The organism is Oligosphaera ethanolica (genome assembly GCF_030814695.1).
Taxonomy (GTDB): Bacteria; Verrucomicrobiota; Lentisphaeria; order Oligosphaerales; family Oligosphaeraceae; genus Oligosphaera; species Oligosphaera ethanolica.
Window position 1 is genome coordinate 1,327,696 of the sequence record NZ_JAUSVL010000001.1, and the last position, 21,666, is coordinate 1,349,361.

At 60.3% G+C, this 21,666-nt stretch carries 19 protein-coding genes; 2 read left to right on the forward strand and 17 right to left on the reverse strand.

Annotated features, from left to right (window positions below; translation table 11 throughout):
* Positions 1–739 precede the first annotated feature (739 nt).
* Positions 740–1,843, forward strand: a complete 1,104-nt coding sequence (ispG, locus tag J3R75_RS04550; RefSeq protein ID WP_307260169.1) for a flavodoxin-dependent (E)-4-hydroxy-3-methylbut-2-enyl-diphosphate synthase — start codon at positions 740–742, stop codon at positions 1,841–1,843.
* Positions 1,844–1,941: 98 nt separating this feature from the next.
* Here the strand turns inward: ispG and J3R75_RS04555 are convergent, their stop codons facing one another.
* The 8 genes from J3R75_RS04555 to dapB all read right to left on the reverse strand — a co-directional run bounded on the left by J3R75_RS04555 (position 1,942) and on the right by dapB (position 10,375).
* Positions 1,942–3,774 carry a serine/threonine protein kinase gene (locus J3R75_RS04555; protein ID WP_307260170.1) on the reverse strand — a complete coding sequence of 611 codons (1,833 nt, stop codon included), beginning with the start codon at positions 3,772–3,774 and terminating at the stop codon, positions 1,942–1,944.
* A gap of 317 nt (positions 3,775–4,091) precedes the next feature.
* Positions 4,092–4,442, reverse strand: a complete 351-nt coding sequence (gene rplT, locus J3R75_RS04560; protein ID WP_307260171.1) for a 50S ribosomal protein L20 — start codon at positions 4,440–4,442, stop codon at positions 4,092–4,094.
* 93 nt (positions 4,443–4,535) lie between these two features.
* Positions 4,536–4,736, reverse strand: a complete 201-nt coding sequence (gene rpmI, locus J3R75_RS04565; protein WP_307260172.1) for a 50S ribosomal protein L35 — start codon at positions 4,734–4,736, stop codon at positions 4,536–4,538.
* Between the two features lie 153 nt (positions 4,737–4,889).
* On the reverse strand, positions 4,890–5,408 hold the full coding sequence (gene infC / locus J3R75_RS04570) for a translation initiation factor IF-3 (protein ID WP_307265495.1): 519 nt from the start codon (positions 5,406–5,408) through the stop codon (positions 4,890–4,892).
* Between the two features lie 177 nt (positions 5,409–5,585).
* Complete coding sequence (thrS, locus tag J3R75_RS04575) at positions 5,586–7,313, reverse strand: threonine--tRNA ligase (RefSeq protein ID WP_307260173.1); 1,728 nt, start codon at positions 7,311–7,313, stop codon at positions 5,586–5,588.
* A gap of 132 nt (positions 7,314–7,445) precedes the next feature.
* Positions 7,446–8,045, reverse strand: coding sequence for an imidazoleglycerol-phosphate dehydratase HisB (gene hisB, locus J3R75_RS04580; protein ID WP_307260174.1), 600 nt, complete (start codon positions 8,043–8,045; stop codon positions 7,446–7,448).
* Between the two features lie 203 nt (positions 8,046–8,248).
* Entirely contained in the window at positions 8,249–9,448 is a 1,200-nt protein-coding gene (locus J3R75_RS04585) for a cupin domain-containing protein (protein WP_307260175.1), read from the reverse strand.
* A gap of 114 nt (positions 9,449–9,562) precedes the next feature.
* Positions 9,563–10,375 carry a 4-hydroxy-tetrahydrodipicolinate reductase gene (dapB, locus tag J3R75_RS04590; protein WP_307260176.1) on the reverse strand — a complete coding sequence of 271 codons (813 nt, stop codon included), beginning with the start codon at positions 10,373–10,375 and terminating at the stop codon, positions 9,563–9,565.
* Positions 10,376–10,557: 182 nt separating this feature from the next.
* Here dapB and J3R75_RS04595 point away from each other — a divergent pair, with 182 nt between their 5' ends.
* Positions 10,558–14,106, forward strand: a complete 3,549-nt coding sequence (locus J3R75_RS04595; RefSeq protein WP_307260177.1) for an HzsA-related protein — start codon at positions 10,558–10,560, stop codon at positions 14,104–14,106.
* Positions 14,107–14,134: 28 nt separating this feature from the next.
* Here J3R75_RS04595 and J3R75_RS04600 read toward each other — a convergent pair whose 3' ends face one another.
* The 9 genes from J3R75_RS04600 to J3R75_RS04640 all read right to left on the reverse strand — a co-directional run bounded on the left by J3R75_RS04600 (position 14,135) and on the right by J3R75_RS04640 (position 21,378).
* Entirely contained in the window at positions 14,135–14,929 is a 795-nt protein-coding gene (locus tag J3R75_RS04600; RefSeq protein ID WP_307260178.1) for an ABC transporter ATP-binding protein, read from the reverse strand.
* The gene (locus J3R75_RS04605) at positions 14,919–15,884 is read right to left on the reverse strand and encodes a FecCD family ABC transporter permease (protein ID WP_307260179.1); all 966 of its coding nucleotides are present in this window, start codon (positions 15,882–15,884) and stop codon (positions 14,919–14,921) included. Before J3R75_RS04605 ends, J3R75_RS04600 begins: the two co-directional genes overlap by 11 nt.
* A gap of 38 nt (positions 15,885–15,922) precedes the next feature.
* Positions 15,923–16,849: an ABC transporter substrate-binding protein gene (locus tag J3R75_RS04610; protein WP_307260180.1), complete on the reverse strand. Its 927-nt coding sequence runs from the start codon at positions 16,847–16,849 to the stop codon at positions 15,923–15,925.
* Positions 16,850–16,909: 60 nt separating this feature from the next.
* Entirely contained in the window at positions 16,910–17,722 is an 813-nt protein-coding gene (locus J3R75_RS04615) for a type II secretion system protein (RefSeq protein ID WP_307260181.1), read from the reverse strand.
* A 65-nt stretch (positions 17,723–17,787) separates the two neighbouring features.
* On the reverse strand, positions 17,788–18,252 hold the full coding sequence (locus tag J3R75_RS04620) for a ferritin-like domain-containing protein (RefSeq protein ID WP_307260182.1): 465 nt from the start codon (positions 18,250–18,252) through the stop codon (positions 17,788–17,790).
* 17 nt (positions 18,253–18,269) lie between these two features.
* The gene (asrC, locus tag J3R75_RS04625) at positions 18,270–19,253 is read right to left on the reverse strand and encodes a sulfite reductase subunit C (protein ID WP_307260183.1); all 984 of its coding nucleotides are present in this window, start codon (positions 19,251–19,253) and stop codon (positions 18,270–18,272) included.
* Between the two features lie 12 nt (positions 19,254–19,265).
* The gene (gene asrB / locus J3R75_RS04630; RefSeq protein ID WP_307260184.1) at positions 19,266–20,054 is read right to left on the reverse strand and encodes an anaerobic sulfite reductase subunit AsrB; all 789 of its coding nucleotides are present in this window, start codon (positions 20,052–20,054) and stop codon (positions 19,266–19,268) included.
* Entirely contained in the window at positions 20,047–21,072 is a 1,026-nt protein-coding gene (asrA, locus tag J3R75_RS04635; protein WP_307260185.1) for an anaerobic sulfite reductase subunit AsrA, read from the reverse strand. Before asrA ends, asrB begins: the two co-directional genes overlap by 8 nt.
* 27 nt (positions 21,073–21,099) lie before the next feature.
* Positions 21,100–21,378, reverse strand: a complete 279-nt coding sequence (locus J3R75_RS04640; RefSeq protein ID WP_307260186.1) for a TIGR04076 family protein — start codon at positions 21,376–21,378, stop codon at positions 21,100–21,102.
* Between the last annotated feature and the right edge of the window lie 288 nt (positions 21,379–21,666).

Consider the following 21,666-nt stretch of genomic DNA (forward strand, 5'->3'; position numbering starts at 1 on the left):
ACCGATTACCCGTGCTGGTAATCCCTCACCCATTGATACCTGCCATATTCTTGCGGCCTTTGTTTTCAGCGCCGAAGGCGCGGTCTAAGATAGCCCAGGGCGCGTCGCCCTGGGTAAAAGTCCCACCCGAAAAGAGCCCTGAAGGGCGGCCTAAAAGACCTGCGACGAAGGGTCACAGCGCAAAATTGCCGCAGCAATCAATGAGTTCCATTGCCTCTTTGGCTCCAGTCAGCTGCGCCGACTGGGGCCAAAGAGGCCGAGGAACACGAGCAAAAATGGCGCTCCACCCAGGGCGGCGCTCCGCCTTCGGCGTCGCTTGCCCTAGGCTGGTATGCTTCGCGCTTTCAGCGCTCAAATGCCGCCGGGACGGCGGCGCTCCCAGGAGTCGAATCAGTCCCTAATCAGTCCAAGGCGTCGGGAGTCAATCCCCACGGTCCAATTCGTCCCCACGGTCCAATCCATGGGATCATGCCTCATGAGTCCGTGAGTCCTCGCCCCAGTGCGCCGCGCCAATTAGTCCGCACGGTCCCTGGCGTTCCTTGGAACCGCCAGTATCAATGGGTGAGGCATTGCCCGTGCTGCCTAATCTGCATGCGTGACCGCATAGTATCCGGTCATGGTCAGAAATACTCGCATCAGCTTAATACGCCATGCTGCCCTTTTGGGCTTCGACTCGTATAGTAATAGGCCATCCACAGTATGCGTATCGCCCCCGACCACTTAACCTTGGGAACTCACCATGCACAGCAGCACGCCCTCTGCACAAATCCGCCAAACCCGCCGTATTATGCTCGGTCGGGTGCCCATTGGCGGTGGCGCCCCCGTGAGCATTCAGTCCATGACCAACACCCCCACTGGCGATGCCGACGCCACCCTCGCCCAAATCGGGCGCCTGGGGGCGCTCGGCTGTGACATCGTGCGCTGCGCCGTGCCCAACGCAGCAGTCATGGACGCCTTTGCGCGCATCTGCGCCGAAAGCCCCCTGCCCGTCGTCGCCGACATCCATTTTGACCACGAACTGGCCATCGCCGCCATGGCCGCCGGCGCACACGGCATCAGGGTCAATCCCGGCAATATGAAAAATGCCGACAAGGTCCGTTGTGTCGCGCGCGAGGCGGCCCGCCGCGGCTGTGCCGTGCGCATCGGCGTCAACGGCGGCAGTCTCGCGCCTGAAGTCCGTCGACGTCTGGGGAATGGCCCCGAAGCCTTCGTCGCCAGCGCCAAGCACTACGTCGAACTCTTCGCGAGCGAAGGCTGTGAGGCATTGAAAGTCAGCCTGAAATCCTCCGATGTGCGCACCACGGTGTCGGCCTGTCGCCTTTTCGCGGGACAATCTGACCTGCCCCAGCATCTCGGCGTCACCGAAGCCGGCCCAATGTCCACCGGCCTGGTCAAGTCCGCCATGGGCATCGGCGCCTTGCTGCTCGACGGCATCGGTGACACCATCCGCGTCAGTCTCACTGCCCCGCCCGAAGCCGAGATTACTGCCGCCAAGCGCATCCTGGAAGCGGCTGGCCTGCGCATCGCCGCGCCGGAAATCATCGCCTGCCCCACCTGCGGCCGCACCAGCATCGACCTACTGCCCCTGGTCACGGCCGTCGAAGAGGCCATCATCGCCATCCAGGCCGACGGCTACGACATCAATCTCCGCAAAGTCGCCATCATGGGCTGCGAAGTGAATGGCCCCGGCGAAGCCCGGGACGCCGATATCGGCATCGCCGGCAACATGGGCCAGGGCATCCTCTTCAAAAAGGGTGAGAAAGTGCGAACCCTGCCGGCCGATCAACTGCTGGACGCACTGATCGCTGAGATCAAAGCCGCCGCCGTCCGCAGAACGCCGTAAACCGACCGGCGAACGCGTCGGACGCATAACACGCAGCACTGCGGAGTTTCGCTCCGGAACAGAACGGGAGAGTGCTTGCGGTCACGAAAGCGGCTGCGTTATTTGCCCGCCCCATGCAAGCCGTATTTCCTCAGCAAGTACTCTTTGCCGGGCTGCGCCGCTACGGCCAGGGCGGCATAGCGGCGGCTATCCTCCGCAAAGCCATACCAGTCACAGAGCAGCGCAAGCCGCAGATAGTCGTCAAAGACGTCCACTGCCGCAGCTCGTTCCTGGCGCTTATTGCTCGCCATATCCTGGCGTTTTTCGGCATAGAAAGCAAAGATGTCCCAAAGCTGGGGCCAGGCCAAGTCCTCAAACCCGACCTGCATGGAATTATCCCCGTCCCCGGCGGCGTGGTCACGACGGCGGACGGTCAGTCCCTTCTCGTTGGCGCGAGGAATGGCCCCCAGATATGAACGGCCATTCCGCAGAACAATCCGCCCACTCTCGCCGCGATCATAACCGATATAGCGCATCGTCTGCTGCAAATAGTCCCGCGCCGAGCCGACAATGCGCAGGCGTTCGCGTTCCGTCTCCTGCAGCGCTTCTGGCACAGCATGCAAATAGCGTTTGTTCTCCTCGCGCGTAGTCGTAAAATCAAGGTCCGGCGGTTGGGGACGAGACGCCCACACGGCCGGCGCAATCGTCGCCGCCGTGCCAATCGTCACCGTAACGCCGCTACCCGCAGCCGGGGTCCCGCCTGCAGCTTCCTGCAGTTCTGCCGTGGCAGTAGCCGCCTCCAGCGCCGTCGGCAACGCCGTCGGCAACGTCAATGACGGGGTGTCGGTTATCGGCATGGTATCGCTTCGCCGCTGGCGCAGGCGATACGCCAGAAACAGGGCGCAAAGGGCCACTAATCCACCAAGCAAGAGGACGTTGACTATCGTCGCGCCGCGGCCTGACTTACGTCGCGGCGCGGTCATGGCCGCATGCGCAGCCGCGTCCTCAGGCCGCAACCCGCCCGTAGCCAGGTCGCCACCGCCCCGGAGGACCTTAGCTGGACGCTGCTTCGCCCGGCTCTTCTCTTCCAGCACCTTGAGAACGTCGTTGTAACTGCCTGGGCGATCCTCCGGACGTTTGGAAAGCATGCGGCCCAAACACTCCCCAAAGGCTTGCGAATAGCCCGGGTGAGCCACGTGCAAAGGCTCCGTTTTGCCGGTAGTGGCCCCGACTTCTGCTGGTCGCCGCCCCGTCGCCAACTCATAGAGAACTACCGCGAGGCTGTACATGTCGCTGGCACGGGTGGCGGTGGCGCCGTCGCGCACTTCCGGACTGGCGTAAGGATCAGCGCCAGCGTCTTTGCCCAAGGCGCGCGCCACGCCAAAATCTGTCACCTTGACAAAGCAGTCCTCATCAAAGAGGATGTTGCCCGGGGCGAGCCCACCATGACAGATACCGGCCGCATCGGCTTCCATCAAGGCGCCAATGATGCCGGCCGCACAACGCTGTAGCAGCGCAGGCTCCATCCGTTCCCTGGCCGATGCATAGGACAGGGCGCGGACATATTGCTGCACCGCGTAAGCACCCCCTTCGTCACTGCGACCACAGGCATAAACAGACACCACCTGCGGATGGCCTATCGTCGCCATTCGCCGAGTCACCGCCAGAAAAGCCTCCAGCTGCTCCCCACTAAAACGGCCACCGCCGGTTATCACCTTGACGCAAACCTCACGGTCCAAAGTCGTATCCAAGGCCCGGTACACATGAAGAGCCGCCGCCTCATGTAAAATGTCTTCCAGGAGTATGGACTGAAACCACTTCGGCACCCGAAATTCCACTCCGCAATGCGGACAGGGAAACAAACTCAACGGTGATAGCTCACTGACGTCGAGCTTCCGCTGGCAGCCGGGGCAGCGTATTTTCATGGCAGATTGGCTGGAATGCTCGGTCATTTCCTCAGTCTCGATAGTGCTTCAGTGGAGTGACAATGCCACGACAAAAATGTTCAGCAGCCGCACAACCCCAAGCAGCCACGCGGTGAACTGTACCACCGACCTTGAACACGTATGGTGCAGCGCCCATTATAGCAAAATTGTCCTGCGAGCTCAAGAGCGGCAGCAGCGTTTTCCCACCATGCGTGCGGGCCAGAACCACCTGGACAAGCCGAACTATGGTATGCCGCCGGCAAGCGCCGAGCTGCGGAAAAGCGGCACAAAAAAAAGGCATGGCCGAATAAACAACCATGCCCGCACAAAACCATCAGCTACGCTTAGCGCGCCGCTTTGGCCTGTTCAACCAGCTGCGTGAACGCCGCCGGATCAGTGACCGCCAAATCCGCCAGGACCTTGCGGTTAATCTCAACACCGGCCTTGTTCAGACCATCAATCAGCCAGCTGTACTTGAAGTCGGCAGCGCGGCAGGCAGCGTTGATGCGCTGCGTCCACAAACTGCGATACTGGCGCTTTTTCTGCTTGCGGCCCACAAAGGCGTTTGCCATCGCGTGGTCCACCGCACCGTATGCCATACGGATCAGCTTGCTGCGATTGCCACGAAAACCCTTGGCCTGACGTAATACCCGCTTGCGCCGCTTGCGCGAAGGAACTGCATATGTCGTTCTCATCTTATCTCTCCAATGTGCCTTTGCCTTGCTACATGGCACCAGGATGGCACGTCCTGTTTGATCACATCTCTATCAGCACACTCACCACTAAACTCACAGGCCATAAGGCAAAGAAGCCTTCACGCGAGCCATCTCGCTCGACCGCACCGCCGCGTCACGGCCCAAACGGCGCTTGCGGCTAGAGCTTTTCTTCGTCAAAATGTGACGGCCATTGGCACAATTGTGGAGAAACTTACCCGTCCCCGTTTGCTTGAAGCGCTTGGCGGCGGCCTTCCTGGTCTTCATCTTTGGCATTGCTTGTCCCGTCCTATGAACACTGATCCATTACGCTCAAAAAAAAAACGTACATTCACTTTATAGGATATCCGCCCGCAAAAAACAGGAACAGCGCCGGGGCCGCTGTTCCCTTGCTCTTCGTTTACCGACAGGTCTGGTGCGCAGCCCCGGTCATTTCTGAGGCTTCGGAGCCAACACCATAATCACATTTCGGCCAAACTGTTTCGCAGGTGAATCCACCACAGCAACTTCACCAACCGTCGTTACCAGCCGCGCAAGAACCTGCATGCCCAAGTCGACATGGGCCATTTCACGACCGCGGAAGGCGAGAAGAACTTTTACTTTATCACCCTTCTCCAAAAAAGCAATCGTGTGGCGGGCTTTTGTCTGGAAATCATTGTCATCGATATTCGGATGCATCTTGACTTCCTTGACCTTCTGCTGGATCTGCTTGCGTTTCGCTTCCCGCTGACGCTTGCACTCCTGATACTGGAACTTGCCAAAGTCCATGATGCGGCAGACCGGCGGATCAATCTTGCCGGCGATTTCCACCAGGTCCAGTCCAGCGGCATGCGCGCGCTCCAAGGCGGCCTCGAAGCTTAGCAAGCCGAGCTGCTCATTGTCTTCCGAGATGAGGCGGACAGTCTTGCCCCTGAAAAAACGATCACCGGTTTTTAGCTGACGTGCGATGGGAGGATCCTCCTATACTAGGGTTACTAATCAGACAGCGCCGTCCCCTTTGGACAAGCGCTGCGGCGGCCGGCCCAACCCTGCCGCCATGAAACATCGTCTCAAAAAGCTGTATACACTAACGCTATGCCTGGCATCTAGCAAATTCACCATAGCAGGGTCACGGCGTCACTTACTCTACTGCATGTCGTCATTTTCCTTGCGCGCGCGCTCCAAGAAAGCTGCGAAAGGCATGGCGCCCTCTTCGCCCTGGGCACGACTACGCACGGACACTTCCTGCTGCTCGGCTTCGCGCTCGCCGACAATCAGCAGATACGGCAGGCGCTGATTGCGCCCGCGACGGATCTTGCCGCCAATGGGATCGGCCTCCACATCCACGCTCACGCGCAAATGCGCCGCCTTCAGCTGCGCCGCCAAACCCTGCGCGTAGCCCTCAAACTTCTCGCTAATGGGCAGAATGCGGATCTGTTCCGGCGCCAGCCACAGCGGAAATGCGCCGGCGTAATGCTCGACCAAAATGCCAAAGAAACGCTCTATGGACCCCAGCAGCGCCCGGTGCACCATGTAGGGCCGGTGCTTCTGGCCGTCCTGGCCGACATAGGTCATATCGAAGCGCTCCGGCAGATTGAAGTCGAACTGGATGGTGCTGGTCTGCCATTCGCGCCCCAGCGCGTCCTTGATCTTCAAGTCGATCTTCGGGCCGTAGAAGGCGCCGCCGCCTTCATCCCGCTCGCAACTGACGCCCTCGGCGTGCACGGCTTTCTCCAGCGACACCAGCGCCTGCTCCCACATCGAGTCATCGCCGACGGCTTTGGCCGGCCGGGTCGCCAGGTAGGCCTTGATCTCCTTGAAACCAAATTTCTTCCACATGAACAGACTGAAGCGGAGCACCTCGCGAATTTCGTCCTCAATTTGTTCCGGCGTGCAGATGATGTGGGCGTCGTCCTGGGTAAAGCCGCGCACCCGCAGCAGCCCATGCAGCACCCCGGCCTTCTCGTAGCGGTAGACCGTGCCCAGCTCGGCCCAGCGTAGTGGCAGTTCGCGATAGGAGCGCGGGCGGTCCTTGTACACCTCGATATGGAAGGGGCAGTTCATCGGCTTGACGTAGTAGGGATCGCCATCCACATCCATGGACGAGTACATGCCCTCACGATAAAAATCCAAGTGGCCACTGGTTTCCCACAGCAGCGCCCGGCCCACGTGCGGCGTGTACAGCAGTTCGTAGCCGTGGTCGTAATGAGCCTGCTTCCAGAAGGTCTCAATCACATGCCGCACCCGCGCGCCGTTGGGATGCCAGCAGATCAGCCCTGGGCCAATCTCCTCGTGCGTGCTGTAAAGGTCCATCTCGGTGCCAATGCGGCGATGATCGCGCTTCTTGGCTTCCTCAATGCGGTCGAGATACGCCTGCAGCTCCTCTTTCGTCGCAAAGGCCGTGCCGTACACCCGCTGTAGCATCGGATTCTTCTCGTTGCCACGGAAATACGATCCGGCAATCGATAGCAGCTTCACCGCGCCAATCTCAGTGCTTACCGCGACATGCGGCCCGCGACATAGATCAACGAAGTCTGCGCATTGGTAGAGACTGACCGCCTCGCCCTCGGGAATATCGTCCAGGCGGGACAGCTTGAAGGTCTGATTGCGCTCCGCAAAGTACTGCCGTGCTTCCTCGCGGCTCACTTCCCGGCGCTCAAACTGCAGCTGCCGGCCAAGCATCTTGCGCATCTCTTTCTCAATCGTCTTGAGGTCTTCCGGAACCAGCCGGTGACTCATGTCAAAGTCGTAGTAAAAGCCCTCGTCCGTCGCCGGACCGATGTCAAACTTGACATCCGGATATAACTTCTGCACCACGGCGGCCATGATGTGCGCCGCGCTGTGACGAATCATGTGCAAATCTGAATTCGACATTGGCTCAACTCTCCTCAGCCCGCCGCTCCAGACACTTTCGGGCCTGGACAAACGAGCACTTGCTATGGGGTAAAATCAGCAAAAAAACACGGCGGGCAGCGACCAAATCAAGCCCCCTAGCCGCCATGGCACTTACTCCAGGACGCCCTTGGTGGACGGCACGGCCGTGCTGCCGGCTTGGCGGGCGACAGCCTGCGCCAACGCCCGACCGAAGGCCTTGAAAATCGCCTCCATGCCGTGGTGGGACTCCTCACAGACCAGCAAGTCGACATGCAGCGTCAACCCGGAGCTGTTGACCAGGGCCTGGAAGAACTCGCGGAAAAGACGACCGCTCACGCCGCCGACAATCGTCTCCGGCAAGCTCACTCGCCAAGATAGATGCGGCCGGCCGCTGAGGTCCAGAACCACCCGCGCCAGCGACTCATCCATCGGCACAAAAGACGACCCGAAGCGAGTTATCCCGCGCTTGTCGCCCAACGCATCTTTCAGCGTCTGGCCAAGCGCAAGGCCAATGTCCTCCATGGTATGATGAGCATCGACGTCGAGGTCGCCCTTGACAGCCAGCTGCAGGCCAAAGCCGCCATGGCAGGAAAAAGCGTGCAGCATATGGTCAAAAAATGGCACGCCGCTTTGGATCTCCAGCTCGCCGGCAGCGCCATCAAGCAGCAACTCGATGCGGATATCCGTCTCCCGAGTCGTGCGTTTCACTGTCGCCTGACGTTTGTTCGCCAATGTCTGTCCTCGTTCATTAAGGTGTCGCTACGGCAAATTCCGTAAACAAGTAATATATAACGCCATGGCCAATTGCAAAATCATCCCGCGCACGGCAACAAGGGGAAATGACCCGGAGCGCATAAAAAAATAGCCGGCGGCGGTACTTACACACCGCCACCGGATGCCACCGCGAGGAATCTGCCCAGCGTCACCGACGCGTCTTAGTCCTTAACCAGGTCGCAGACGCCCGGCCCGAAATGCCTGAGCATCACGATGGGGTCAACGGGCGACTCATTGACGATGGTGACGCCGGCCTGCGCGGCCTTTTCGGAGACGAAATACTCGTCGTAGGTCAGCTGGCCGAAGCGGATCATGGTCGGCGTTTCAATGCGCTGGCCGTTGATCGTGCCGTGGCCCTGCATCATGATGAAGCCGTAGGCGCCCTTGTCCTTGATGACGGCCGTGCGGCCGGGCAGCACCGTCAGCGACTTGGCACTGACTGCGGGCGACTTATAGCAGATCCAGCTGTCTTCGTAACCGCCGTCGTGCATCGCGGCCAACTCGCCAGCCAGTTTCGGCCGCATATGCCGATGCTCACCCATCAGCGGGTCGACATTCAGCTCCCAGTCCATCACCTCCAGCAAGTAGTCAATGCTGCCGATCTTGTCCGCCGGACAATTCTTCCACAACAGCTCTTCAGGAATAATCTGGTCATCCACCAGCGACTGGTACATGGCGAAGACGTCAGACGCGGCCTGCGGCTCGTAGGTGCACAGGCTGCCCGGCGCATGCAACAGCCCCGGCGGGACGTCCCAGCCCGTGCCGGGCTCCAAACGATACGCACGGGACAAATTCGTCAGCTTGTTGTCGCCTTTGGTGAAATTTTCCAGGCATTTGCGGACCTGTTCTTTGGTGGTGCCGGGTTCGAGCCCGAAGAAGGTGAAGGGAAAATGGCCGCCGTGGTTGTTGACCTGTGCCGGGAAGTAATAGCACTCGGGCTTGCCGCGTTGGCCGACCAGCGCCGCGTGATCATCGCGATGGTGGATGTGATGCGGCAGCGGACCGAAATTGTCAAAAAATTTCGAGTAGATGGGCCAGGCGTGGAAACGCTCCCACAGGCTCTTACCGATGAGTTCGCCCTGGAGTTCGCTGACCGCGTCCCGCAGGGTTACCTGCGAACCGTCGTTGCAGATGATTTGGCTCAGGCCCTCGTTCTTGCCAGTCAATGGGCCGTTGTCCGCCGGCGTGGTCGATGCAAACCAGCGTTCATCAATGCCGCCGCGCTCGCCACCAAGGGCGTAATAATCGTCGGGATGCAGCTTGATCCGCCGCCCCGGAATGCAGAACGACCGCGGCACCCAGTTGGGCGCCAAACGCAGAATACCACCATTGGCATCAAATGTCTTCTTGAGCTGTCCCATCGTCGCACTCCTTCTGCAGTTAACTTCTTGACACACAGCCATAAGTCACTGAATGACGTAAATCCTGCACGGCTGCAATACGCCACAGACATGCCGAGACGCCGCCAAAATTCGTCAGAAATCCTTCAGCCCCAGCACGTCTTGCATATCGTAGAGACCCGCCTTGGCCGTTGCCAGGAATTTGACCGCGCGCAATGCGCCCTTGGCGAAGGTCTCGCGACTCGACGCCTTGTGCGTCAATTCCACCCGCTCGCCTTCTGCGGCGAAAATCACTGTGTGGTCGCCGACCACATCGCCGCCACGCAGGGCGTGCATGCCGATTTCGCCCTTGCTGCGGGCGCCGACCATGCCAACGCGGCCATGACGCGTGTCGTGACCGTAGTCCAGCCCGCGCGCTTTCGCCAAAATCTCGCCCAAGCGCTCGGCCGTGCCCGATGGCGCGTCCTTCTTCTTGTTGTGGTGCATTTCCACCACTTCGATGTCATAGTCCTCACCCAACAACGGCGCGACTTTTGCGCACAAGGCGAACAGCAAATTCACACCAATGCTCATGTTCGGCGCTTGCACAATCTTCGCGCCGGCCGCCGTCAACGACCGCAGTGCGGCCTTGTCGCCGTCCGTCAGCCCCGTCGTGCCAATGGCGATATTCACCCCAGCGGCCGCCAGGCGTGGCGCCAACTCCATGGTCGATGCCTGCGACGAAAAATCAATCACGGCGTCCGTATTGGCGATAAAGTCTTCAATTTTGTCCGTGATGCGTACGCCCGCGGCACTTTGCCCGGCGACCACGCCAGCGTCCTGCCCCAGCAACGGGCAGCCCGAATACTCCAAAGCACCCGACAGGGCCAACTCTGGATCAAGCATGACGCCCGTTACCAACATCCGGCCCATGCGGCCCGCCGCGCCAACTATCGCTACCCGAATCATAGTCATTATCTCCTTATTATGTCCTTATTATGTCCTTGTTACTTCTTGTTGCCTCAAATGTGGCCCGAACAGACGTAATATAGACGCGACAAGCTGCCCCGTAGACCTTCTTGTCAATTTTCACGCCGGGCTATTCGTCTCCATAACTATCTACTGCGCCAAACCGCCGCCAAAGCGCGGCCATGTACCCCCGCCCAACCAACCACGACGGTGACAGCAACATGTGTATCATTCTCGCCATACTCATCCTCGCCAGCGGCATCCTCCACGCCCAGGACTTCGTCAGCGATGCACTCGCCGCGCGCACCCGCTACCAGCAGCAGAAACCATTGGTCGAAGCTGAGTGGGACGCCGAAAAGGCCAAAATCACCGACCACAAGGCGCGCGGACGCCTGACTGGCAAGTATCAGACAAAATTGATCGCGCCAATCAAGGACCTCTACGCAAAATATCCCGTCGAATGCGACTGGCTCCTGCAAGACCTGCCCGGCACCGACTGGCTCGCGCAAAACAGCGAAACGGAACTCATTCGCCAGGCCATCGCCAAGGCCGCCGCCGAAATAGGCCGCAGCGCCGAAGCCGTTAACGCCGCCGAGCTGCTCGCCGTCGCCGGCAAAGACGGCACCGACCACGCCTGGCTCACGCTCTACTGCGACTACGCCAGGGAGCGCCGCCGACAGCGCCTCGCCGTGCTCGGCGACCACGCGCCGCTCTTCGCCTACATCAAGCGCGCGCCAGTCACGCCGTCTTTCTTCGCCTACACCGAAGGCCAGTCCGATGCTCAGCACGAACGCTTTTTCCGCCCTGGCAGTGAACTGTGTCTCCTCACCATCACGCGCGATGGCAGCTGCAGCGAAGAAACCATCATCCGCGATGAGCAAGGCATGATGCGCGATCCCGATGTCGCCTTTGACGCCAGCCGGATCCTCTTCTCCTGGAAAAAATCGGACCGGGATGACGACTATCACCTGTACGAAATCAACCTGGCGGACCGCCAGGTCCGCCAAATCACCCACGGCCTCGGCGTGGCCGATTTCGAGGGCATTTACGTCCCCGGCGACCACATCGTATTCAGCTCTTCGCGCTGCGTGCAGACCGTCGATTGCTGGTGGACCGAAGTGAGCAATCTCTACACCTGCGATCTCCAGGGGCGCTACCTGCGCCGCCTCGGTTTCGACCAGGTCCACACCGTCTATCCGCAACTCATGGACGACGGCTCGGTCGTCTACACCCGATGGGATTACAATGACCGCGGCCAGATGTTCACTCAGGCGCTCTTCCGTATGAACACCGACGGCAGCGCCCAAACTGAACTCTATGGCAACAACTCGTGGTTCCCCACCACACCCTGCCACGCCAGACAAATCCCCGGCACCAGAAAACTCCTCGCCGTCGCCATGGGCCACCACACCTGGCAGGCCGGGAAACTCATCAGCATCGACCCACTCAAAGGCCGCCAGGAAGCCGAAGGCATCACCATGCTCGCGCCACGCGCAAAGGCCAAAGCCGTCCGCATCGACGCCTACGGCCAGAGCGGCGACCTCTTCCGGCACCCATACCCCGCCAGCGAAAACGATGTCGTCACCGCATTCATTCCAGCGCTACTCAATACCAGTCGTGGCGCCCAGAACTTCGGCATTTACTACGTCCATACCGACGGCCGCCGCGAAGTCCTCGCCTGGAACGCCTGGCGCTCCGGCAACCACCCGGTCGCCGTGCAGCCCCGCGCCGTCCCGCCAACGCGGCCGTCGCTGGTCGACTACCGCAAGCAAGACGGCACGTTCTACCTCCAGGACATCTACTACGGGCCGGGGCTGACCGGCGTGGCGCGCGGCGAAGTCAAAAGCCTCCGTGTCGTCGCCCTGGATTTCCGCGCCGCCGGCATCCGCAGCAACAGCAGCCACGGCCCGGGCGGCAGCGCCCTGGTCTGCACACCGGTGGCCATCAACAACGGCTCCTGGGACGTCAAGCGCGTGCTGGGGACAACGCCCGTCTACGAAGACGGCTCGGCATTCTTCAAAGTCCCGGCGCGCACGCCGGTGTTCTTCCAGGCACTGGACGCCCAGGGCCAGGTTGTTCAGACCATGCGCAGCTGGTCCACCCTCCAGCCCAACGAGGTATTCGCCTGCATCGGCTGCCATGAAAACAAAAACGAGTCCATGCTCCCGACCCGCCCGCGCAGCATCGCCGGTGGCAAAGGCCCGCAGGCACTCACGCCATTCTCCCCGGAACCGCGCGGTTTTTCCTACCTCAAGGACATCCAGCCCATCTGGGACAAGCACTGCGTGTCCTGCCACCAGGCGGTCACAACCCAGCCGCCCCCACGACCCACGCCCTCAGCATCCTACTGCTACCATGGCGACACCGTCAACGCCCTCTGCGACGACATGCTGCCGGATCATTCCTGCGACCATTCCATCCGCCGCATGACCTGGCACCCCCACCGCAACCGCCGCGAATGGGTGCAGTATGACTTCCCTGAATCGCGCAGCATTGACAAAACCCGCGTCTACTGGTTTGACGACGAGCCCATCAAGGGCGCCTGCCGCCCCCCGACGTCATGGCAGCTGCTCTACCTGGACAACGCCGACGGCCAGTGGCGCCCCGTCGTCACCAGCGAGCCCTTCACTGTCCATAAAGACCGCTTCAACGCCGTCACCTTCGCCGCAGTCACCACCCGCGCCCTGCGCATCGACGTGCAACTGCAGGAGCGCTTCTCGTCCGGCGTCCTCGAATGGCAAGTGGCCGCCCCGGGCGAAAAATACCCCGATCACACACGAATCGACCTCAGTGCCACGCCCATCGACGATCCCCAGGCCGGCCGCCGCTGGACGGCGTCCTACGCGTCGCTAACCCGCAAGGGCCGCAGCAGCAAGATCGTGAACTGGATTTCCTCGCAGTCCGCGCCGCCCATGCTGCCGCCCCGCTCCGGCGGCTCCACCCAAAGCAACTTGCTGACGCTGCTCCGCGCCGGCCATCGCGGCGTCACGCTCTCCGCGCGTGAACTCGAAACCATCGCCCTGTGGATTGACCTGGCCGTGCCCTTCTGCGGCGACTACCGCGAAGCCAATCTCTGGAACGATCAGGAAATGGCCAAATACAACCATTACGAACGAAAACGACATCGCCTCGCCGCCCTCGAACGGACCCATCTTGAGGCCTTTATCCGCCGGCAAACCGGCGCCACCTATCGCCTCCCCACCGGCTACAGCAACCTCGCCGTCAATCCCTACGCCAAATCTGACCCCAAAACATTCCCACAGGCCAGCAGCAACAGCTGCTGCCGCAATGACGATGCCTTCCACCCCGCCAACGCCATCGACGGCCGCAGCGAAAACAAAGGCCACGGCCACGCCTTTCCCTCATGGGGCCCCGAGCAAATCGCCGATCCCTGGCTCAAAATCGACTTCGGCGAAGAGGTCGAAATCGACTGCGTCGATATCTGGCTCCGAGCAGATTTTCCCCACGATGACACCTGGTCCGCAGCTGTCATCGAATGCTCCGACGGCTCAACGCTGCCCATCGCATTCAGCAAAACCGCCGACCGCCAGTCCTTCCCTTTCCCTGCGCGACGCCTGACCTGGCTGCGCCTCCGTGACTTTACCCCCAGTGTGCCCAAAGCATGGCGCGCCATCAGCGAAATCGAAGCGTGGGGCCGACGCCTGCAAGACAGCCGCAACACCGCCAACACCAACCCGCCAGCAACATCAGCCCCCGCCGGCGCACACTAATGCGAACAAGAACACTACCCACCTCCGCTCAAGCGCGGTCGCGCGGCCTCGCCGACCCCATGGCCAGACAGTAGGGGCACCCAGCGTCGTCGTAATTGACCCTCGCGTCAATCTCAAAGACCGCCCGCAGATTCTGGACGGTCAGGACGTTCCGCGGAGCGCCGGCGCAATACACCTTGCGCTCTTTCATCATGATCATCTGGTCCGAGCAGGCCGCCGCCAGATTGAGGTCGTGCAGCACCATCAGCACCGTCGTGCCACCGCGCGCATTGAGTTCCTTGATCAGCTCGATGATCTCGAACTGACAGCAGATGTCGAGAAAGCTCGTCGGCTCGTCCAACAACAACAGCCGAGGCGTCTGCGCCAGCGTCATGGCAATCCAGGCGCGCTGGCGCTCGCCGCCGGATAGCGTGCTCAGATGCCGAGAACGCAGCGCCGTCAGGCGAGTCATGGCCAGCACCTCATCAACAATCCGACGATCATCGTCGTTCAGCAACCCAAGCGCATGCCGATGTGGAAACCGGCCGTAGGCAACCAACTCACCAACACTCAGCCCCGCCGGCTCATGGCGGTGCTGCGGCAACATCGCCAGGCAACGCGCACAATCGCCTCCTCGAAAAGCCGACAAGGACCGCCCATCCAACAAAATATCACCGGCGCGCGGACGCAATACCCGGCCTATCAGCTTCAACAAGGTCGATTTGCCGCAGCCGTTGGGACCGACTAGTGACACGATGGCACCGCTTGGAACCGAAAATTCCACGCCGTCAAGAACCAGCTCGGCACCGTAGCCACCCGTCAATTTGTTCACCTCAAGCTTCATAGGACACTTTCCGCAAGAGCCATAGGAAAAAAGGCGGCCCGACCATCGCCATGATGATCCCCACCGGCAATTCCGATGGCGGCATCACCACCCGGCCAACGCTATCACAGGCCATCACCAGCGTTGCACCCAACAAAGCCGCCGCCGGCAGCAAAAAACGATTGTCAGAACCTATCACCATCCGCGCCAGGTGCGGAGCAATCAAGCCAACAAACCCCAGCAACCCCACCGCGCTCACGGCCGCGGCCGCTAGCAACGCCGCCGTCGCCAACAACGCCACCCGCACCCGCTCCACCTGCAAACCCAGCCCCACAGCAACGTCGTCGCCCAGCGCAAGGATATTCAACCGACCACACAGTGCCTGCGCCATCAACAGCCCCAGCGCCATGTACGGCCACACCTGCTCAACATGACGCCAGGAACGGGTGGACAGGGACCCTATGGTGAAATCCAGAACCCCGCCGGCTTTCTCCGCATTGAACAACAGTACCGCACTGGACAACGCCCCGAGCATCGCCGATACCGCCACCCCCGCCAGTATCAGCCGAATGGTGCTCACTCCGCGCTTCCACGACAACACGTATACCAGCAACGCAGCCAGCAGCGACCCCGCAAACGCCGCCGGGACCATCGCGCCGCCGTGTCGCGGCAACAACACCATCACAACAATGCCAGCCAAGCCGCCCCCCGCCGATACGCCGATGATCCCCGGCGACGCTAACGGATTGCGTAATACGCCTTGGAGTATCACGCCCGATACCGCAAAGCTCGCGCCGACCAACGCGCCCAACAGCACGCGTGGCAGACGGATGTACCACAGGATCTGATAGTCCAAACCGCCGTCGCGGCGCCACAGCGTCGTCACAATCTCCGGTAGCCCCAACCGCAGCTCGCCAAAACGAACGCTGAACATGAATGCCAGCACGCACAACGCCAATAACGCCAGGAACGCCATCACCCGCCACGACCTGCTATGGACTGAATAAACCGTTTTCACTGGTCGAAATCCACCCCTGGATAAAGCAATGCCGCCAAGTGTCGCAGCGCCTGCGGGTAATCCGGCCCGGCCTGAAACAAAAACCACTCCGCCGGCAGAAAATGCACGCGGGACGCCTTCGCGGCCGCCAGATTACCCCAGGCGGGCTGCGTCAATAGCTCCTGGCGAAATTTGCTCTGCAAGCCCGCCAGGTCGCCCATCGGCACGATCACAATCACGTCGGGGTTATCCAGCAGGAAACGCTCGTAGGAGAACTGCACTTTACGCTGTTCAGTGTTGGCGACGACATTCGTGGCGCCAAGCATGCGCGCCATGTAGCCCGTGTTGGACACCGGTGTCTCCAGGGCAAAGCCCGAGCTGGTGCAAAGGATGATCGCCACCCGCGGCGATGGCTGCTGCCGCGCCTTGGCGCACAGCGCGGCAATATCATCTGCACCGGCATGGCCCCCGGCCGGCATCGCCTGCCCATTGAGCTTGGCAAAGAGCTCCACGAGCTCAGCGTAATCAGCGTAATTGTCGTACTCACAACACAAGGCGTCCACGCCCATGCCGCGTAGCAGCGTCGCCAGTTCCCGGTGCCGGGGAAAATCGTGGTTGAGCAAGACCAGATCGGGTTTCTGCAACAGCACCTGCTCGGCATTGATCATGTTGATCTTGCCAATCTCCGGCAGTGCGTGTGTCGCCGCCGGTAGCGCCGCCTTGCTTTTCACCGTCGGCACCGCGACCGCCTCGCCACCAGCCGCATACCATACTTTCGTTAACGACGCGTAGGCAATGACCGTTCGCAACGGCCGTTTGCGCAAGGTAACCACCAAGCCGTCGCGTTGGCGATACACCAGCGTCGCCGCGTCCTCACGCACAATCTGCGCGCGCAAGCTGCTCAGGCCAGCCAATAGGCAACAGACTATCACTGTTCTTATCACTGCACTTACCTAACTCCTGGGACGCAAGCGACTCCCCCTCGGCGCATATTAGTCCGCGAGCTAATCGCTTAGCCGCGTCGGGTTATACCAATCTTCATCAGCGGCGCCCACGTAGCCCACGGCGGCTGCGGCGGCCGACGCGTGGGCGCTGTTGATCGTCCCCACTGGCTCTGCTGACACGTGGCCATCGGCCCACGCAGTATTACAACGACGCAGATGGCGAAAATGATTGCTGCCACTCCGGCTCAAATCATACCTGCTGCCGTCAGGCTTGACCTTGCAGTAGAGAAAGGACACCGTCCGCACCACGTCGTATTCCTTGCTGCCAACGCCCGAACGCGCGCCATCAGCAAACAACAGGGTCTTCGCTGGAAAACGCGTGCCGAAGCGTGATACCGCCACCGACAGGCCGTTGATCGCAAAACCACCAAACCACACGCCATTGTAGGCGTAGCCGCCGCCACCCACTACCTCGCCGAAATCACCCGCCGGCTGCGCTGGCGCAAAACTCTTGAGCAGCACGACGGCCGGACACCTCAGCACCGCCGGGTCCTGCCCATAATAAGGCCCGAGTAGCGGGCTGTGCCGCATGTCCCAGACCTTGTTGGCGACTTCGATGCCAAACCAAGTGACCGTGCCCCCGTCCGTCTCGTAGGGACAAAAGAAATCCTCGTTCGCATCAGCATAGAGATGGTTGGCTAACGCCAGCTGCCGGAGATTGCTCGCGCACAACGCCGACCCAGCGCGCCGACGCGCCTTGCTCAACGCCGGCAGCAGCAGCCCCGCCAAAATAACGATCACCGCTATGACCACCAGCAGTTCCAATAGCGTAAAAACACGCCGGCGCGTCACACCCATGGCCAGATGCGTCAACTTAGCGCTTTGGCCTCGGCAATCACCGGCCATCACTCGGCAACACGATATCCTCCACCGAGGCATCAATTCCCCGCCAAAGCCGCTTTGAGTTCCGTCAAACGCCGCAAATGCTGTTCTTCCTGGCCTTTGATGCGCCCAACCATGGCAGCATGACGCTCGCCAGTCATCTTGCCAAAGGTCTCCACAAAAAGAATGGAGTCTTGCTCCAGCCGCATGGCCAGGTCAATCACCGCAGCCGCCGTCTCGCACTGGGCCGCCGCCGATGGATCAAGATGGAATTTGCGCTCAATGATGTCCCGCAGGTAGGCGCTGGAGTCGTCGTCCAACGGCGCCTCGCCAGCGATGTTGTCCCGCAGCTGCTCGTATACCGCCTGGTGCTTCTTCTCCTGCTCCGCCAAATCCTGAAACAGCGCGACCAGCAAGGGCTGCTGCCGGCTGCCGGCCTGGCCGGAATAAAAGGCCGCACCCGTGATTTCTAACTCGATCATGTTGTTGACGAGGTCATTCAGGTCGTAATTGATGCTCATGGGCCTCCTCTTCAGCGCTAAGGCTGCTTGAGATTGATGTCGCGTCGATAGGACGTGCCGCCGAAGTCAATCCACGCGGCCACGCGAGTCTTGGGATGAAGCGTGATCCCGGCCAGCACGGCGTCGCGAAAGGCCGGGTAGCCCACGCGATCCACAATGTAGCCAATGTGCTCCTTGTCCAAACCGCGGTCGATATGCTTCTCCACAAATGGCACGGTGTTCTTGATCACCTGCACCACGGCGTCTTCTTCGGCCCAGTCCAAAAAGGTCTGCGCCAAACGAGGCTGTTTCTTGCCCGTGCGCCCCATGATCACCAGGCGATAAAATCGCGTCGTACTGCGCGTCATCGCGCCCGTCGGGCATTTCAGCACGCACTCACCACAACCAATGCACAAGTCGTCACTGCGGCGAATAGCAAAATTCTCTTCGGACAACGCACCGGTCACCCGCCGCTTGCAGTTCTTAACACAGGCCAGACAGCTGATGCAGCGACTTTCGTCGTACTGCGGTTCGGTCATACCGATAACCCCGAAGTCCTGCAGATGCGCTTTGGCGCAGTCGTTGGGACAACCCGTCACCGCTACCTTGAAATGGAGGTCATTCGGGTAGAGCTCGCGCTCAATGCGCTGCGCCAAGGCCGTGGTGTCATAGTTCGCAAAAGGACAGACACGATTGCCAATGCAAGCCGAGATATTGCGAGCCCCGGCCGCCGGATAACCACCATCCGGATTATCCAGCGGAATGCCGAGCATCTCCAGCAAAGGCCGGATCTTCCGGTTGATCTCCGGCATGGCCGCAAAAGCAATACCGGGCACTTCGAAACCCTGCCGCGCCGTGAGATGTACCGTGCCGTTGCCATAGGTGTCGGCAAGTTCCTGAATCAACGACAGATAAGAACTCGCCAAATGACCACCCGGAACGCGGATCCGCAAGGCCGTGATGCCCCGATGCCGCGTGATCCGAAAGGCGTTCTTCTTCACTTTTTTGGTGTTGATATCCATGATCGCCCTTCCTTAATCAAGCAGCAGCCGCGCCTTGGCGTAGTTGAACACCGGCCCCTCCAGACACACGTAGGTCTCGTCAATCTTGCAATGACCGCATTTGCCCAGGCCACAACTCATCTTCCGCTCAAAGGAGACCGTGATCGCTTCTGCTGACACACCACGCTGGAGTAAACCCAACGTGGAAAATTTCATCATCGGCGGCGGGCCGACGACGATCGCCTCCGTCGGCCCGTCATGGAACGCGTACTGGTCAATGTGCTGGGTGACCAGGCCAGTCTGACCGCGCCACTGCTCATCGCCGCGATCAACGGTCAGAATGACGTCCGCCCCCCTTCGCCACTCCTCTATCTCAGCGGCAAAAAGCACATCCGCCGGCGATTTGAAACCGAGGATGAGCGCAAAGGCCTTGAGGTCATCACGGTGGGCAAGAAAATGGCGAATGAGGCTCTTCACCGGCGCCAGGCCGGTGCCACCAGTAACCATCAGCAGGTTCTTACCACAATACTGCTTCGGGTCAAAACCCCGCCCATAGGGCCCTCGCGCATACACGACATCCCCCGGCCGCAGCACAAAGACACCACGCGTGACCCGGCCAACACTGCGAATGGTCAAATCAAGCCACCCGGGACCAAAATCACTGATGGATATGGGCGCCTCGCCAAGCCCAGGCAAAGACAGCTCCAGAAACTGCCCGAAACCCGGCGCCATATCGGACTCAAGCCGAAATGTCCAGTCAATCGCAGTCTGCTGCGTCACCGATAAAATGCGCTGCGGGCGGGGTAAGTAGGGATTATTCATGCGTCATCTCCCGGCTTATGCGCCCCAGGCGCTCGATGCAGGTTGGAAAGGATATGTACTCCGGACACACGTCGTCACAGCGACCACAGCCCACGCACATGTGAAAGCCGAAGCGACGCTTGAAGTCATTGATCTTGTGCATAGTCTTGAAACGCATGCGGTCGCCGTTCTTTGCCCGAAAGCTGTGGCCGCCGGCCATGTCAGTGAAACCGTCAATATGACAGCCGGCCCATACCCGCCGGCGCTCACCCAACGCCTGGTTGCGGCCGTAACTGACGTCTTGCATGGTGAAACAACTGCAGGTCACACAGGACGTGTTGCATCGACCACAGGCGATGCAGCGGCTGCTGTATTCCTGCCATATCTCATGCTGAAACAAGGCACCGAGATCAACTCTTGACAAATCCGGCACCTGCACACTTGTCTTGTTCGCCGTCACAAATGCCAAAAACGCCGCCGCGTCCTCACCACCCGCAAAAAACGGCGCGAAACTCCCGTCTTTAATCTCCACCCGGACGCCATCGCCCTCAAAACGACAGGCGCAGGCGTAGTCGTCACTGCGATTCGCATCCATTGATACGCAAAAACAACTGTCGAAACCCTCACGACATTCGATCAGGAAAAATTTCACCCGCTCACGCCGCCGGGCGTAATAGGGGTCCGGCTCCGAACCATTGTGCAGAAATATAGTGTCGAGCCGCTTGATGCCGTTGATATCGCAAGGCCGCAGGAAGATTATCGTCGGCCGGTCGTCAAATGCCGCCGGCGTGATGTCCTTGTCGCGGAAATAAAACAGGGTCTCCCGCACGGGAAAGAGACATTCTTTCGGGCTGAAATAGGTCTTGCCCTCCAGATACAGATCGCTGAGGCTGCCAATCTCACCGTAGCCCGTGACGTCTGCACCCGAATGAGCGCCTTTGCCGGGAAAACGCCGCGGGCCCAGCAGCCGGTACTCACGCCCAAGCTCGCAAAGCACGCGATCAAAGGCGTCATTACTAAGATGTTTATTGGTGGACAAGATGGACTCCTTTGCTGGCGACGTTCTTCACTCCTGATCATCCGGCTGTTCCTCCGGCACGAGCTCAAAGATATTGAGCACGTCCGGATCCGGGCAGGAAAACAAAATGCGGCCATCACGCACACGAGGCGCCTCTCCGCCATAGCGAATGATGTCGATATACGGAAAGGCGACATGCATGGCCAGGGGACAGAGTTTGCCGCGCTCACTCGCGTAATCAAAACGATCGCCAACCTGATGCCCACGATGGCAGGCACAGGCACCACGACGCTCACGCAAGATGATGGTGACGTTCTTTTTCTTCATGACTACCCTTGGAAAACAACAAAAGGAAATGGTTCACAACCACTGGCGCCTCATGTGCAAAAAAGTTAACCGCCCCACGCTATTTTACGACGCCACCGGCAAATAAAACGCGCCGACATTGGCAAAACTTGTCGACACCATGAACGCCCCGGGCCGGATGGACCGCCTTTTCAGGCAACTGCCCTTCGGTGCGCGGTCTGCGCCTCTGGCACGACCGCGCAAGCGGCATTATGCTTAATCCCCAGTACGCACACACACGCATCCTCACCACGGAACCCGCAACCGGAG

What these genes read in the sequence shown, in the direction of transcription:
- asrB (WP_307260184.1), bottom strand. Translation starts at nt 20,054, where the DNA reads ATGAATAATCCCTACTTACCCCGCCCGCAGCGCATTTTATCGGTGACG.
- J3R75_RS04595 (WP_307260177.1), top strand. Translation starts at nt 10,558, where the DNA reads ATGTACCCCCGCCCAACCAACCACGACGGTGACAGCAACATGTGTATC.
- J3R75_RS04555 (WP_307260170.1), bottom strand. Translation starts at nt 3,774, where the DNA reads ATGACCGAGCATTCCAGCCAATCTGCCATGAAAATACGCTGCCCCGGC.
- rplT (WP_307260171.1), bottom strand. Translation starts at nt 4,442, where the DNA reads ATGAGAACGACATATGCAGTTCCTTCGCGCAAGCGGCGCAAGCGGGTA.
- rpmI (WP_307260172.1), bottom strand. Translation starts at nt 4,736, where the DNA reads ATGCCAAAGATGAAGACCAGGAAGGCCGCCGCCAAGCGCTTCAAGCAA.
- asrC (WP_307260183.1), bottom strand. Translation starts at nt 19,253, where the DNA reads ATGGATATCAACACCAAAAAAGTGAAGAAGAACGCCTTTCGGATCACG.
- thrS (WP_307260173.1), bottom strand. Translation starts at nt 7,313, where the DNA reads ATGTCGAATTCAGATTTGCACATGATTCGTCACAGCGCGGCGCACATC.
- ispG (WP_307260169.1), top strand. Translation starts at nt 740, where the DNA reads ATGCACAGCAGCACGCCCTCTGCACAAATCCGCCAAACCCGCCGTATT.
- J3R75_RS04585 (WP_307260175.1), bottom strand. Translation starts at nt 9,448, where the DNA reads ATGGGACAGCTCAAGAAGACATTTGATGCCAATGGTGGTATTCTGCGT.
- J3R75_RS04620 (WP_307260182.1), bottom strand. Translation starts at nt 18,252, where the DNA reads ATGAGCATCAATTACGACCTGAATGACCTCGTCAACAACATGATCGAG.
- dapB (WP_307260176.1), bottom strand. Translation starts at nt 10,375, where the DNA reads ATGATTCGGGTAGCGATAGTTGGCGCGGCGGGCCGCATGGGCCGGATG.
- J3R75_RS04605 (WP_307260179.1), bottom strand. Translation starts at nt 15,884, where the DNA reads ATGGCGTTCCTGGCGTTATTGGCGTTGTGCGTGCTGGCATTCATGTTC.
- J3R75_RS04640 (WP_307260186.1), bottom strand. Translation starts at nt 21,378, where the DNA reads ATGAAGAAAAAGAACGTCACCATCATCTTGCGTGAGCGTCGTGGTGCC.
- J3R75_RS04600 (WP_307260178.1), bottom strand. Translation starts at nt 14,929, where the DNA reads ATGAAGCTTGAGGTGAACAAATTGACGGGTGGCTACGGTGCCGAGCTG.